Below are 14,704 nucleotides of genomic sequence, written 5' to 3'. Positions count from 1 at the left end.
ACTCCTTATGGTTTTCTTTCTATGCAAACTATGCCGTAAGGTTCTACAATAAAGATATATCCGCCGGCAAATGAAGGAGCGATTCTGCCCTGCCAATGAGTCTGTGGATTTTGAGGTAAACTACTCTCATCAGCAACATAAGAAATATCTGAACCAGTAAAATTGCCTCCGTCGCGGATTTGAGCTTCGACCTGAACATAAACATGATTTGCGTTTGAAAGATTAATCATTTGTGTACCACGAAAATTCTGCCGCATCCAGATTTGATTTCCTGAAATTGAAAGTGCATATAGATTATCTGATTCAAGCATCCACATTCCTGCATAAGTTCCAAGATTTATTCTTACACGTTTACCATCATTCGGATCAATTGACATCAAATCCATTCCATAAGCTGAACCAAAACCAACTGTCGGATTTGTTAAAGTTGGAAATCTGGTTTTAAACCAGCTCAGAACTCTGCCCTGATTATCAACAACCATTGAAGGTGGTGGTGAGCCACATCCGTCATTAGGTCCTGAAGCAACCTGAAATGGTTGTTCAAGCTGTGGAAGATTAAAAACATATTTTGTTCTCCAATCTGGGGAAGCAAAAGGATACGGACTATTTCCTTCTAACCAGTTAAGAATTTTTGTTTCTTCATCCTGAAAAGAATTTGAACCTGCCATTACTTCTTCCATCATCCACTCGCTGCCAAACATTGCAGCCGGTACTGCGGTTACATAAACCCTGTCGTTGAAAATTACCGGATGCGTATCCCTGAATGATTGTCCGTAAACTCTTTGTGAATTCAGTTTCAAACCGGAATTGTGATCAATTAAATGCACATTCATATCTTCAGAACAAACTACAAGATAATTTTGATTAGCTGCCGGAGTTGATTGAACCGGATAACCCAACTCGATTGTCCACAAAGGCAAACCACTTTGCAAATCAAGAGCAACAACTCTACCTGAATGATCAGCACAAAATACTTTTCCTGAATTTATTACCGGAGCGATTGTTATCGCTTTCGGAAAAGTGTAACTCCAGAGGATATTCCCTTCCGGGATATTCAATCCAAATATTTGTCCATAAAGATTTGCAAATACTGCAACATTTCCCTCCACTGCAGCCGATGAAACAATCGGATAGCCAAGATTAACTTTTCTGATAGTCTCTCCATCAAAAATCCTGACGAAGTAAGCATCCCCTTCCATTGTTCCGAAAAACAGCAATGAATCATTTGCAACAACCTGAACATTACCAGAAATCGTAAAGTTGATATTCGATGGAAGTGGGAATGAATAACCAGGACGAGAGTTTAAGTCGTGTGGCCAGCCGGGATGGCTGCTCATATTTCTAAGTGTAAGATTTTCTCCAACCCAAAACCATCTGACACGATAAGGTGGTTGTATTTGTGAGGTTACTCTTCCGTGATGTTCTGAGTTTTGCTGAAATTGTTTCCAGTTTTGTGCTTCACTATCAACATAAAGCATTAAAATTAAGATTATATTGATGAATATTTTCATAGTCATCCTCTTGATAATTGACCTCTCAGATATAAAAATTTTTTAGTACATCTTTCCGGTGCTTTGATAAGAGCAGAATTTTACTTTCATTAATTGACAATTTTTTAGCCAATACAGATTCTAAAAATTCAAAAATTTTATTTACAATAACTGAAAATTTTTCGTGAATAATAGGAAAGTTTTTAACTGAATTAGTAATAATTACAATTCAGATTTCAGCGACTAAAAAAGAATGTTTCAGCGATAATGTTACGACATTGAACGAATAAATGAATGGATGAATGAATGAATGGATGAATGGATGAATGGGTGAATGAATTTCATTGAAGTAATAAATATTATCTATTTACTACCTGGCGTTAATATGAATAATTAGTCTTAACAGAAAAATCTCTTACTTCCTTATCAGTCCGAGCAAAAGTGCAGATAAAATTCCCAAACACAAGCAACTAATCCACAAAACCATTGAACCAAAATTCTGATATACAACTGTTCCAAGCCAAGGACCGGCGGAGAAGGCAAAGCTGAATGTCATTTGATAATATCCCATATACTCGCCTCTTCTGTTATCTGGTGCAACTTCTGAAGTATATGCTGCAGTGACGGGAAAGAAAATCATTTCTCCGAATGTGAAAACTGCAATTGCAATTACTAATGGAATTAATGTCTGTGCAACGGCAAAAAGTCCGAATCCAATTGCTGCCAATAATGCACCAAGCACGAGAGACTTTTTATAAGAAATTTCACTTAGCAAATCATTTAAAGGAACTTCAAGAAAAATTATCATTACAGTGTTTATTGCACTTAAAAGTCCAAACGCTGCAGTAGAAAAACCAAGCTCATCTACAATATATAAAGGCAAAGCACCGAGATGCTGAGAGAAAACCAGATTAACCGGAACTACAGCAACAAGAAAGAATAGAAAAAGTTTGTCAGAAAAAATTCTGATTTTTTCTTTTGGTTCAATTTCAGGAACCTCAGAGCTTGAAGCTGATTGAAGCGATGTCCATTTAACTCTGCTCAGATAAATCCACGATGCAATTGATGAAAGTGCGTTGGCATAGAACAAAAAATGAAAATCAATAAGAGTCAGAAATCCTCCTATTACCGGACCAACACTCATTCCGGCGTTGATTGCCAATCTGTTTAAAGCAAAAGCAATTCTTCTCTGAGATGGTTCTACAAGCTCTGAAATTAATGAAAGATTTGCCGGACGAAATGCTTCATTAATTGCAGCAAGAAAAAAAGATGCAACGAGAATGAGATAGTAATTATTAAGAAAAGAATAGAGAATAAAAAATAATCCCGAACCAAGTAAAGCAAATTTCATAACTTTAAGAGAACCAACTCTGTCAGCAATTCTACCTGTTAATGGTGCAGCTAGGAATGCAGCAATTCCATACACAAGTAATGCTGTGCCGGCTTCAGCGGGTGAAGTCCCGATTTTTTTAGTAAGGTATAAAGTAAGAAACGGCAGAACCATTGTTCCCGAACGATTAATGAGTGAAGTGAAAAACAACACCCACATATCGTGCGGTAAACCTTTTAAACTTTTCTAGGGATTCATTAAATAAAAATTTTTTGGAAAGCAATCTAAAAAGAATTGTAACCAAAAAATGAATTAATTAAATGAGCGGTGAAATAATTCAAAAGAGAATTATTGAATTCCCACCTTCGGTAGGTAAAGTTGAATGCCTGCCTTCGGTAAACAAAGTTGAATGTTTGAATTATAATAAATTGTCATTTCGAGTCCGATTTATCGGAGGAGAAATCTTTCAAAATGATTAGCATAAAACCGGATGCCTACCTTCGGTAGGTAAAGATGAATAAAAAATTAAAATAAAATTAATTGCCACGCTCTTCAGAGCGTGGACAAAATGTTAACTCAAATTATATGGACTTTAGTCCAAATACTTTTATTGATTATTGGGCTAAAGCAAAGAGTATTTTCTGGAATTATATTTTCACCGGCAGAAATGCCGGTGCAATTAGAAGTATCAATTAATAAATCAATTTATCATTCCCAATTCCTGATTTATTGGAAAGAGAAATCCTCAATTTTGAATGAATGCTTGCGTTCCGTTAGCACAGCTGAATTCATACCTTCGGTAGGTAAAGATGAATAAAAAATTAAAATAAAATTAATTGCCACGCTCTTCAGAGCGTGGACAAAATGTTAACTCAAATTATATGGACTTTAGTCCAAATACTTTTATTGTTCATTAGGCTAAAGCCAGGAGTATTTTCTGGGATTTATTCTCACCGGCATAAATGCCGGCGCAATTAGAAGTATCAATGAATAAATCAATTTGTCATTCCCAATTCCCGATTTATTGTAAAGAGAAATCCTCAATTTTGAATAAATGCTTGCTTTCAGTTAGCAAAGCTGAATTCCTACCTTCGGTAGGTAAAGATGAATAAAAAATTATAATAAATTTAATTGCCACGCTCTTCAGAGCGTGGAAAAAGTAAACTCTAATAATATGGACTTTAGTCCAAATACTTTTATTGTTTATTGGGCTAAAGCACGGAGTATTTTCTGGGATTTATTCTCACCGGCATAAATACCGGTGCAATTAGAAGTATCAATGAATAAATCAATTTATCATTCCCAATTCCTGATTTACCTGAAAGTTTAACCTTTACTTTTGAATGAATGTCTGCTTTCTTTAGTGAAAATTAGAAATTGATCAATTGTCATTTCGACTCCGACTTGTCGGGGGAGAAATCTTTCATCACGATAAGCATAAAACTTTAGTCCAATTACTTTTATTGATTGGGCTAAAGCCCGGAGTAATTTCCGGGATTATATTCTCACCAGCATAAATGCCGGCACAATTAGAATTACGAACAAATGAACCAATTTGTTTATCCAACTTTACTTGCCTTTAGACAAATAACAATTTTGAAAGAGTATATTGACTTAACACAATTATTTTTTTAAGTTCAAGCAGAAAAAGAAAGAATACTTTTGCAGGGAATAAGACAAAATATTTTTTCAACCTCCGGCAACAATTCAGTACTTAAAAGCAAACCGAAGTTACCCGAGCAGGTAATAAATGTAATACGAGTAAATCACTATAGTTCAAAGACTGAAGAGGCATATATAAGTTGGATAAAGAGATTTATTCTTTTCAACAATAAAAGACATTTCAATGAAATGGGACAAGACATAAAAACAATACAAGAATTGCTTGGACATAAATCTATAAGAACAACTATGGTTTATACTCACGTTATGAATAAATTTAAGGGAGTAAGGAGTCCGCTTGATAGTATTTTATAATAGGGTGTTGACTATACGGAAAATTTAAGTGAAAGTATTTGAAAAACAATAAAAAATAAAGTTTTCGTTAGAATATAGTATGCAGAACCGCCATGCATACTATACGGAATTTTGGCGGGTTAAATAATAGTTATACACTCAAATTAAGCTTAGTATGAAGAGCAAAATTATTATTTATTGTTTGGGTTTGATACTGATAGTAGGATGTAACGAAACCATAAAAAGCCCTATAATTGAAGAAGAGCATTACTATTCTGTTGAAGGAAATATCTATTTTGAGGGTGTCCAATTGCAAGGTGTTGAAGTATTTTTAGGATTATTAACTTGTTTAAGTGATAGTAATGGATATTTCAGATTTGATAGTATAAAAGCTGGTCAAAGTTTGCTTACTCTCACTCATCCGAGATACATTCCATTGGATACTTTGCTCATTATTGATAAAAATATTATTGTTAATATTTCTCTTTTACTTAGAAGCAACTCTTTTTACCCTTGTAATATTGGCAATAAGTGGTTTTACAAAGAACCTCATAGTAATTATGAATTATTTATTGAAGTTATTGATTCTGTGCAGATAGATAATGAAATATATTATAGATTTTTATATGCTGAATTCGCACCTCATTTTAATGATACATCAAAGTACATATATCTGCGCCAAATTAAATCAGATACTCTTTATGAGTACAGTTGCAATGAAAAACAATTACTTGCTCCTTTTTTATCAGTGATTAATCAAGAATTTATTTTTAAGAGGTGCACCTTATATAGCACTAATATTTACGATAGTTATCTATATGAATCGAATGATGATTTAAAGAAATTCTACTATAGATTAAGATACGCTTTGGACGGTGATTTTGATATTACATTTCAAAGAGGGATTGGAATGGTTAGATATATGAATCCACCTTGGATAAATTATATATTAGAAAATTATGAGATTAAATATTAGTCGTGTATAACAAGTGCATCAAGCCGACAACGTTTTCGCACCTGCCTGCCGGCAGGCAGGTTTGGCATTTGTGCAATTTAAAAGTTTGTAATTACGTTTTGGCTTTGTTGTTTAACGTTGTTTGTAAATGTAAGTTTGTTTTAATTAAAAAGTTATTTAATAAATGTGTTATTGTTGTCCGTTAGCTAACGGATGGGCAGCGGGTTATCGGCAATGCCGTTATGTGGTTTAAAAGGTATGCTAATCAACATATTTAACTTTCTTCTTTTTATAAGTCTTTTGTTACCAATTGAATTATTAGCTCAAAAAGATTACGCGCTAATTTATGATTCGTCATACATTTTTAATATCCATTCTAATTTATCTCCTGTTATTGGAAAGTTCACTATTTTAAAAACAAAAGATGAAAATAAACGAACGAATATTTATAAGATATCAATTTTTAATTTTAAGGATAGCTCACTTTCTCAGGAAATTGTTGATACGTCTGATTACTCTAATTTTTGGCCAGACATTATTTTCAATGATTTTAATTTTGATGGGTATAAAGATATTAGCTTGGTTACATATAGAGATGTAAAAGCACAAGCATTATATGATTATTGGATATACAACCCTCAAACACATTTATATGAACTTAGTGATGAATTTTCGGGTCTACTCTCTTGTGAAGTAGTCTTGGACTCTACGTCAAGAACCATAATCTCAACTTGTCGTGATGGGTGTGGAGGATTGTGTTTTACTATTTCAGTATACAAAATTGATGAAAATCATTTAGTATTAATTGAAGAAACTAATGCTGAACAAGAAATTACTAATGATAAATGGCGAATTAAAGTTACAACCCAAAAGTTAATTGATGGCGAAATGAAGATAACCAATGTTCAGTATCAAGATGAGTAATAAAAACCACCTAACCGCTTAAAAAGTAAAAAGTCCCCAAAGGGGCAGGCAATAGGGCATAAAAATTTAAAGGGACATAAGTCTCAAAAAGTTCTTTAAATAAGTTAAAAATGGATAACTGCTTTCACTATATAAACTGAAGTGTGCTCCACTTTCCAAATACAATTTTATAAGATAGCATTTATTAGTTCTTACTTATGAGTTTGTTTCCAGGTACAATAATCACAAATCAATTTTCCTAAAATCAATAATGCGATTTCCATCATTTGAAAAATTCATTTCATAATTAACAATCTTTAACTCAATAATTTTGAATTAAACTCAAATAAAAAATTTTTTCAGGTGGCACAAATTCTGAAAAAACAGAGCGCGCACTTTTAATGTGTTCACATTTGTTATTCAGAAACTATATAAAGAGTTTATGTCATCAAAAACATTTCGTGGTGGTGTTCATCCAAAAGAATACAAAGAACTAACCGAGCATCTTCCTTTTGAATATTTTCCAGCTCCGGATGAAATAATTCTTCCTCTCTCACAGCATCTCGGCAAAGAAGCAAAACCATTAGTAAAAAAAGGTGATGAAGTAATTCTTGGTCAGCTTGTTGCTCAGCCAGATGGATTTATATCCGCGCCAATTCATTCATCAGTTAACGGAAAAGTTTTAAGCATCGGAAAGGAAGTTACTCCGCTTGGATTTCCGAAAGATTCAATTGTAATTAAAGCATCGGAAAATTCCGTTGATAAAAAATTTACTTTTCCACCATTAGATCCCGAAACAATTACTCCCGATGAAATAAGACAAAGAGTTGCCGAAGCCGGAATTGTTGGTCAGGGTGGCGCTGCATTTCCGACTTATGTTAAACTTTCTCCACCTAAAGATAAAGTGATTGATGTAGTAATCATCAACGGTTGTGAATGCGAACCTTATTTAACACGCGATTACAGATTTATGATTGAACGACCTGATGATTTAATATCCGGATTAAAATTGATAATGAAAGCACTCGGAGTAAAACGCGGAGTAATTGGAATTGAAGATAACAAACCCGAAGCAATTAAAATTCTCTCGCACAAAGTTGAATACGAAGAAGGAATTGAAGTTGTATCTCTAAAGACAAAATATCCGCAAGGCGCTGAGAAGATGTTAATAAAAGCTGTAACAGGAAAAGAAGTTCCACCGGGAAAATTACCAATGGATGTTGGAGCGGTAATTCAGAATATCGGAACAGCAATTGCAATTCACGACGCAGTTGTAAAAGGTGAACCGCTCACTCACGCAGCTTTAACTGTCTCCGGATTGGGAATTCGTCAACCAAAGAATTTGTATGTACCTGTTGGTACAGCGATTCAAAATATAATTGAGTTTTGTGGTGGAGTAACTGAAGACGCTGTGAAAATTATTGTAGGCGGTCCGATGATGGGTATTGCTCAGTATGATTTACAAGCACCGGTTATGAAAGCAACTTCGGGAATACTTGTGCTTACAAAAAAAGAAGCCACCGAAAGCGAAGAAACTCCATGCTTAAGATGTGGTCAATGTGTTGATGCTTGTCCATTAAACCTTATGCCAACAAAACTTGCGCGATATACTCAGTTAAAAAGATATGAAGATGCAGAAGGAATAGGAATTACTGTTTGTATGGAATGCGGAACCTGTGCTTTCACTTGTCCGGCAAATATTCCTTTGGTTCAATGGATAAGATTAGGCAAACAAAAAGTTTTACAAATGCAAAAGGAAAGAGCTACGACTAAGTGAACCTGAGTGTTCTTAGTAGCTCAGTGGTAAAGTTTTTTTACCACTTAGACACTTAGCGCACAAGAAACACTAAGAAAGAATTATGGAAACAACAATTACAGTAGAACCAAAACAAAAAGTGTATTTTGATTTAACTACATCGCCACACTTGCATTCTCAATGGTCAACTGCAAAGGTGATGTGGTTCGTTAATCTTGCTTTAGTTCCTTGCATTGCATCGGCATTAATCTTTTTTGGAATTCAACAAATTCTGATAATGCTTGTAGCAGTTTTATTCGCAGTTGGAACTGAAGCTGCAATACAGGCAATAAGAAAAAAGAAAGTAACTTTGTTTGATGGCAGCGCTGCACTGACAGGATTGTTACTTTCGTTAACACTTCCGCCAAATTTTTCTTTATCAGCAACAGCTATTGGTTCTGTTGTTGCAATCGGATTGGGCAAACAAATTTTTGGTGGAATTGGCTATAATATTTTCAATCCCGCTCTTGTTGGAAGAGCATTTTTACAGGCAGCTTTTCCGGTGCAGATTACAACCTGGACGAAACCAAACTACGCAGTTGATTCAATTACGAGTGCAACTCCATTAGCAGCATTCAAATTTGATAATCTTCTAACAGAAACTTATTCGCTTGCTATCGGAAATGTTGGTGGTTCTTTGGGTGAAACTTCTGCAATCGCTGTTTTGATTGGTGGAATTTTTCTTATCGCTGTTGGAATTGTTAACTGGAGAATTCCTATCTCAATGATTATTGGAATGTTTGTGTTTGGTGGTGCTTTGTGGATAATCAATCCGCAACAATATCCTTCGCCTGTTTTTCAAATCTTTGCCGGAAGTTTTCTTTTCGGTGCGATGTTTATGGCAACCGATTGGGTAACATCTCCAATCACAGGAAAAGGAATGTGGATTTTTGGTTTGGGAATTTCATTGGTGCTTATTCTAATAAGAACATTTGGTGGATTGCCAGAAGGAGTTATGTATTCAATTTTATTTATGAATGCTTTCGTTCCGATTATTAACCGTTACACAAGACCGAGAATTTTTGGTGAGCAGAAAGAGGTGAAGAAATGAAAGTAGTTCACATCGTTGCAACGCTTACACTAATAGGAATTATTGCGGGCGGATCATTATCACTTGTGAATAACTGGGCTGCACCCAAAATAGCTTTAAATCAGAAAGCTGAAACTGAAAGAGCAATCTTTCTCGTTCATCAGGAAGGAAAAAATTATGAACAACTGAACGCAAATGGTTTTGAGGTTTTTAAAGTCTATGATGAACAAAAAAATTCACTGGGTTATTCGCTTGTTTATTCCGGCAATGGATTTCAGGGTAAAATAAAAATTATGATTGGTCTTACAGAGAATTTAAATAAAATCACTTCGATTGAAATTCTTGAGCAATCAGAAACTCCGGGACTTGGAACAAAAATTCTTGAACCACCATATAAAGATCAATACAAGGGATTAACTCCTGTTCCAGCGATTAAACTTGTAAAAGGAATTCCACCAGAAAACCCAAATGAAGTTCAGGCAATAACCGGCGCAACAATTTCATCCCGTTCTGTTGTTAACATAGTTAATGAAGGAATATCAAAGTTGAGAGAATCATTAAACAAAGGAGCAGCAAAATGAAAAAACAGGTTTCGCTCCTTAAAGAATTCACAAAAGGTTTGTGGGAAATAAATCCGACATTCAAACAAATTCTTGGAATGTGCCCAACGCTTGCAGTAACAGTTTCTGCAATCAATGGAATTGCTATGGCACTTGCTACAACTTTTGTACTTGTCTTTTCAAGTTTGCTTATTTCACTTGTAAGAAAATGGATTCCAAATCAGGTTCGAATAGCTTCGTATATCGTTATCATTGCAACATTTGTAACTATAGTTGATTTGGTTATGAAAGCTCAGTTTGTTGAACTCAGTAAAGCTCTCGGACCTTTCATTCCTTTAATTGTAGTTAATTGTATTATCCTTGGCAGAGCAGAAGCATTCGCATCAAAGAATAATCCATTAAGATCTGTTCTTGATGCACTTGGAAACGGTGCGGGATTTTTAATTTCACTTTTTGTGCTTGGAAGTATCAGAGAATTAATTGGTTCGCGAACAATACTTGGCTATCAGATTTTACCAAACGGTTTTGAGCCATGGTTGATAATGATTTTACCTGCAGGTGCATTTCTGACTCTCGGATTGTTAATGGGATTTGCAAATCTTTATATCGAAAGAAAGAAAAACCTTGAAAGAGAATCTCTTATCGCGCAATACAAACGTGTTGGCAGAGAAGAAATCACAGATGAAGTTTTGAAAGAAGCAGGAGTTTAAAGATGGAACTGTTTATAATTTTTATTTCAGCAGCACTGATAAATAATTTTGTTCTTTCTTACTTTCTTGGCATTTGCCCTTTTATCGGAGTATCAAACAAATTAACATCAGCCATTTCGATGGGAATGGCTACTACATTTGTAATGACATTAACTGCAATAGTAAGCTGGTTGCTTTACAACTTAATTTTAATTCCGTACAACCTGGACTTTCTGCAAATTCCATCTTTCATTTTAGTTATTGCATCACTCGTACAGTTTGTTGAAATGGTAATCAAGAAAGTCAGTCAGCCACTTTATCGTGCACTTGGGATTTTTCTTCCGTTAATCACAACCAATTGTGCGATACTTGGTTTAGCATTGTTAGCTTCTATGCGCAATTATAATTTTCTTGAAAGTGTTATATTTGGTTTGGGTGCCGGAGCAGGATTTACTCTTGCTTTGGTGATTATGGCTGGAATAAGAGAAGAGCTTGATTTGGCAGATGTTCCAAAACCATTTCGCGGCGCACCAATTACATTAATTGTTGCGGGAATTTTAGCGCTCGCATTTATGGGCTTTGCCGGAATGATTTAGTTTTAATGTCATTCTGAACCCCGATTAGATCGGGGTGAAGAATCTATGTAGTACAAAAGATCCTTCACTTCGTTCAGGATGACTAAGAAGTCGAAATAAAAATTATAATTTGTTTGAAATTTATCGTCTGAAGTTTGAAAGTAAAGGAGAAAAAATGATATCAAGAAGAAATTTTTTGAAACTTGCAGGATTAGGTTCCGTTGCAATTGCTGCGGGTTACACAACTAGTAAATTTACCGGTAATTCAAAGTCTGTGAATTTTGTTGTTCATGGATTTATTCCTGCAGATGAAACCATAATTGAAAATCTTGTTTTATCATTTAAGAATAAAATTAAGAGTAATGCAGAACCAGTTGTGTTTGCCGATAGTAAATTCGGTGAAGTAATTGTAAAATATCACAATCAGCATTCAACTGATCTTTTTAAGAACAACGGTAAAATTGTTTACAGATTAAAACGACTAAATAAACAAGTTGATTCGGATATAATCATAAGCGATTCTGCAAATCCAATTTATTCAATAGATGAGTTGAATTATTCTTTCAATGAAATAAGAAGAAACATAAGAAACAGAAAAGCTGATTATTTATTCACCGCAGAATACAAAGAAGAAGATTTAATCTCATCAATCTTTAAGTCAAACAAAAAAGAAATCGTAATTGAAAATGAAAAAGGTTTGGTTGATCGAATTTCCCTTGATAAGAATTACAAAAACATTTGGATTGATGGTCCACAAGGTAAAACAGGATTAAAAATTGAAAACGGTATTGCACAAGTTCATACTTCTGCTTGCAGACACGGAATTTGTAAACACTCAATTGCAACAGAAGTTGGAAATATAATTGCCTGTGCGCCAAACAAAGTTTTAATAAAAATTGAAGCAGTATAATTTGAAAAGAGTTACTGGTTACACAGTCTTAGCATTTGTTCTTTTTCTTATTGGATTTTTCATTGCGAGAAACAACAGCGATGAAGTAAAAACATTTAAACGAACACAGATTTTACTTGGAACAGTTGTAGAAATTCAGGTTCGTGACAAGGATGAGAAAAAAGCTGAAAAAGCTATTTCAAATGCATTTGCCGAAGTAAAAAGGATTGATGATTTGTTCACGACTTACAACGAAGAAAGTCCTGTTTGGAAGATTAATATTTCATCAGAAACGATAATTAAAATAGATGATGAAATTTATAACCTTCTGATTCTTTGCGATTCTGTTACAAAAATTTCTAACGGCTGTTTTGATGTAAGTCTTGATAACTTAACGCGAGCCTGGGGATTTTATACTGATAATCCTCATCTGCCAGCAAAGACAGCAATTGATTCGGCATTGCTTAATAGTGGTTGGAACAATGTTAGGTTAATTGGCAACAATTCAATCATTAAAAAGAAGAATATTGGATTTAATTTTGGTGCGATTGCCAAAGGTTACGCAGTTGATAAAGCAATTGAATTACTTAAAACATTTGGAGTTCAATCAGCATTAGTAAATGCAGGGGGAGAGATTAAAGTAATTGGGAATGATTGGAAAGTTGGAATTCAACATCCTCGTGATGAAAGAGATATTGTTGCGGCAGTTAAACTTGAAAATAACAGCGTCGCAACATCAGGTGATTACGAACAGTTCTTTGAAGTTGATGGGATTCGTTATCATCATATTATTGATCCCAAAAGCGGATATCCAGCAAGAGGATTACAAAGTGTTACAATAATTAATCAATCAAATACTTTTGCAGATGCTCTTGCAACAGCAGTTTTCGTGATGGGAAAAGATAAAGGACTGGAATTAATTGAAACTCTTGATGATACTGAAGCAATGATAATTGATGAAAAAGGAAAGATTTTTTATTCATCGGGATTTGAGAAGTTTTTAATAGAATAAATTGTGGAGTCATGCTGAATCTGCCTGTCGGCAGACAAGCTTGTTTCGGGATCTATGATACATTTTGAAGATGCTGAAATAAATTCAGCATGACAAAGTAAAAGGAATAAATATGGATATAACATTAATAATAGCTATCGCCACAATGGGCGGACTGGGATTTATCTTTGCAGGTGCTCTGGCATTTGCAGATAAAAAACTTCGCGTGGAAGAAAATCCTAAAATTGCTGAAGTGAATGAAGTGCTTCCGAATGCAAATTGCGGAGCTTGTGGTAACGCAGGATGTTATGACTTCGCAGTAAAAGTTGTAAACGGTGAGGCAAAAATTAACGGTTGTCCCGTTGGCGGACAGGAAGTAGTTGATGAAATTGCCCGCATACTCGGAATGGAAAGTTCACAAAGTGTTAAACTAGTTGCAAGAATTCTTTGCAACGGCGGACTTGCAGAAGCAAAATTCAAAGAAGGTGTTGAATACATCGGACCTGAAAGCTGTGCTGTTAAAACAGTAGTTGCTGGTGGAGAAAAGTTGTGTTTGTACGGCTGCCTTGGTGGTGGCGATTGTGTTGAAGCTTGTCATTTCGGTGCAATTTTCATGAATGAAAATGGATTACCTGTAGTAGTAGAAGAACTCTGCACAGGTTGCGGTCAGTGTGTTGAAGCTTGTCCAAGAGGTGTGATTGAAATTCATCCTGAAGACAGAGAGCTGTTTGTGTTCTGCAAAAATCATGATGATCCGAAACGCTCAAAAGAAGTTTGTAAAGTAGCTTGTATTGGTTGCGGAATTTGTGCACGCAAATCTGATGGCTCAATTGTAATGAAAGATTTTCTGCCGGAGATTGACTACTCAAAACTTGATATATCAAAAATTCCTTTTGATAAATGTTCAACCAAAGCAATCAGATTTGTTCATCCGGAAAAAGCTGCTGAGATATTGAAAGAAGAAAACATAGAAGTAAAAGTAAATTAACTGTAGGGACAGGGCTTGCCCTGTCCGATTGAATTAGAAGTAATGGGAAAGGCAAGCCTTTCCCCTACAGAACAACATCATATTAAAATGTATAAAGAAGAATTAACAGAATCCGGCATCGTTAAAGAATCAAAAGATGGAATTGCAGAAATTATCATTCCAACTTCTGCTCACTGTGAGGAATGCACAGCAAAAATTTATTGCAAACCAAGTTCAAATTCTGATAGAACAATAACCGTAAGAGATTCTATCGGATTAAAACCCGGCGACTTTGTTCTTGTTTCAGTTTTCGGATTAAATATTCTCCAAACTTCTTTTTTCATATATGGTTTACCATTACTCATTCTGATTTCAGGTTTACTATTGGGATTTAAATTGTTTGATTATCAGAAGGAATTCTTTTCAACTATCTTCTCTTTTTCACTTGTAGCTATCTATTACTTTGCTTTAAAACACCGACTTAAAAAAATCAGCACTCCTTTGGAATCAAGGATAATCATTCAACGATACGCCAAAAATTTGTAAATTCGGTTGCTTAATTGACGGAATTTAT

General features: G+C 34.7%; 15 protein-coding genes. 13 read left to right on the top strand and 2 right to left on the bottom strand.

Features of this window, described 5'->3' with window-relative positions:
* Positions 1-5: 5 nt before the first annotated feature.
* Entirely contained in the window at positions 6-1,511 is a 1,506-nt protein-coding gene (locus tag Q0X14_RS11680; RefSeq protein ID WP_297838700.1) for a PQQ-binding-like beta-propeller repeat protein, read from the bottom strand.
* A gap of 394 nt (positions 1,512-1,905) precedes the next feature.
* Positions 1,906-3,039 (bottom strand): MFS transporter, encoded by a 1,134-nt coding sequence (locus Q0X14_RS11675; RefSeq protein ID WP_297838696.1) that lies wholly within the window; start codon positions 3,037-3,039, stop codon positions 1,906-1,908.
* A 321-nt stretch (positions 3,040-3,360) separates the two neighbouring features.
* On the opposite strand from Q0X14_RS11675, the gene Q0X14_RS11670 reads away from it, so the two are divergent.
* The 13 genes from Q0X14_RS11670 to Q0X14_RS11610 all read left to right on the top strand — a co-directional run bounded on the left by Q0X14_RS11670 (position 3,361) and on the right by Q0X14_RS11610 (position 14,676).
* Positions 3,361-3,516 carry a hypothetical protein gene (locus Q0X14_RS11670; protein WP_297838693.1) on the top strand — a complete coding sequence of 52 codons (156 nt, stop codon included), beginning with the start codon at positions 3,361-3,363 and terminating at the stop codon, positions 3,514-3,516.
* 966 nt (positions 3,517-4,482) lie between these two features.
* Entirely contained in the window at positions 4,483-4,797 is a 315-nt protein-coding gene (locus Q0X14_RS11665) for a phage integrase N-terminal SAM-like domain-containing protein (protein WP_297838691.1), read from the top strand.
* Between the two features lie 187 nt (positions 4,798-4,984).
* Positions 4,985-5,752 carry a hypothetical protein gene (locus Q0X14_RS11660; RefSeq protein ID WP_297838689.1) on the top strand — a complete coding sequence of 256 codons (768 nt, stop codon included), beginning with the start codon at positions 4,985-4,987 and terminating at the stop codon, positions 5,750-5,752.
* Between the two features lie 192 nt (positions 5,753-5,944).
* Positions 5,945-6,655, top strand: coding sequence for a hypothetical protein (locus Q0X14_RS11655; RefSeq protein WP_297838686.1), 711 nt, complete (start codon positions 5,945-5,947; stop codon positions 6,653-6,655).
* A gap of 421 nt (positions 6,656-7,076) precedes the next feature.
* Positions 7,077-8,411 carry an electron transport complex subunit RsxC gene (gene rsxC, locus Q0X14_RS11650; RefSeq protein WP_297838683.1) on the top strand — a complete coding sequence of 445 codons (1,335 nt, stop codon included), beginning with the start codon at positions 7,077-7,079 and terminating at the stop codon, positions 8,409-8,411.
* Positions 8,412-8,493: 82 nt separating this feature from the next.
* Positions 8,494-9,480 (top strand): RnfABCDGE type electron transport complex subunit D, encoded by a 987-nt coding sequence (locus Q0X14_RS11645; protein WP_297838681.1) that lies wholly within the window; start codon positions 8,494-8,496, stop codon positions 9,478-9,480.
* Complete coding sequence (locus Q0X14_RS11640) at positions 9,477-10,040, top strand: FMN-binding protein (protein WP_297838678.1); 564 nt, start codon at positions 9,477-9,479, stop codon at positions 10,038-10,040. Before Q0X14_RS11645 ends, Q0X14_RS11640 begins: the two co-directional genes overlap by 4 nt.
* On the top strand, positions 10,037-10,729 hold the full coding sequence (locus Q0X14_RS11635; RefSeq protein ID WP_297838675.1) for an electron transport complex subunit E: 693 nt from the start codon (positions 10,037-10,039) through the stop codon (positions 10,727-10,729). Before Q0X14_RS11640 ends, Q0X14_RS11635 begins: the two co-directional genes overlap by 4 nt.
* Before the next feature lie 2 nt (positions 10,730-10,731).
* Positions 10,732-11,304: an electron transport complex subunit RsxA gene (gene rsxA, locus Q0X14_RS11630; RefSeq protein WP_297838672.1), complete on the top strand. Its 573-nt coding sequence runs from the start codon at positions 10,732-10,734 to the stop codon at positions 11,302-11,304.
* Positions 11,305-11,458: 154 nt separating this feature from the next.
* A complete protein-coding gene (locus Q0X14_RS11625; RefSeq protein ID WP_297838668.1) occupies positions 11,459-12,193 on the top strand; it encodes a NusG domain II-containing protein in 735 nt (244 codons plus the stop codon).
* 1 nt (position 12,194) lies between these two features.
* Positions 12,195-13,184 (top strand): FAD:protein FMN transferase, encoded by a 990-nt coding sequence (locus Q0X14_RS11620; RefSeq protein ID WP_297838665.1) that lies wholly within the window; start codon positions 12,195-12,197, stop codon positions 13,182-13,184.
* A gap of 112 nt (positions 13,185-13,296) precedes the next feature.
* Positions 13,297-14,151 carry an RnfABCDGE type electron transport complex subunit B gene (locus tag Q0X14_RS11615; protein WP_297838663.1) on the top strand — a complete coding sequence of 285 codons (855 nt, stop codon included), beginning with the start codon at positions 13,297-13,299 and terminating at the stop codon, positions 14,149-14,151.
* 87 nt (positions 14,152-14,238) lie between these two features.
* Positions 14,239-14,676: a SoxR reducing system RseC family protein gene (locus tag Q0X14_RS11610; protein ID WP_297838660.1), complete on the top strand. Its 438-nt coding sequence runs from the start codon at positions 14,239-14,241 to the stop codon at positions 14,674-14,676.
* The last annotated feature ends 28 nt before the right edge of the window (positions 14,677-14,704 follow it).

The sequence above is a fragment of the Ignavibacterium sp. genome (genome assembly GCF_025998815.1).
Lineage (GTDB): Bacteria > Bacteroidota > Ignavibacteria > Ignavibacteriales > Ignavibacteriaceae > Ignavibacterium.
The sequence above is the reverse complement of the archived record's forward strand: the minus strand, read 5'-3'. Positions and strand labels throughout refer to the sequence as shown.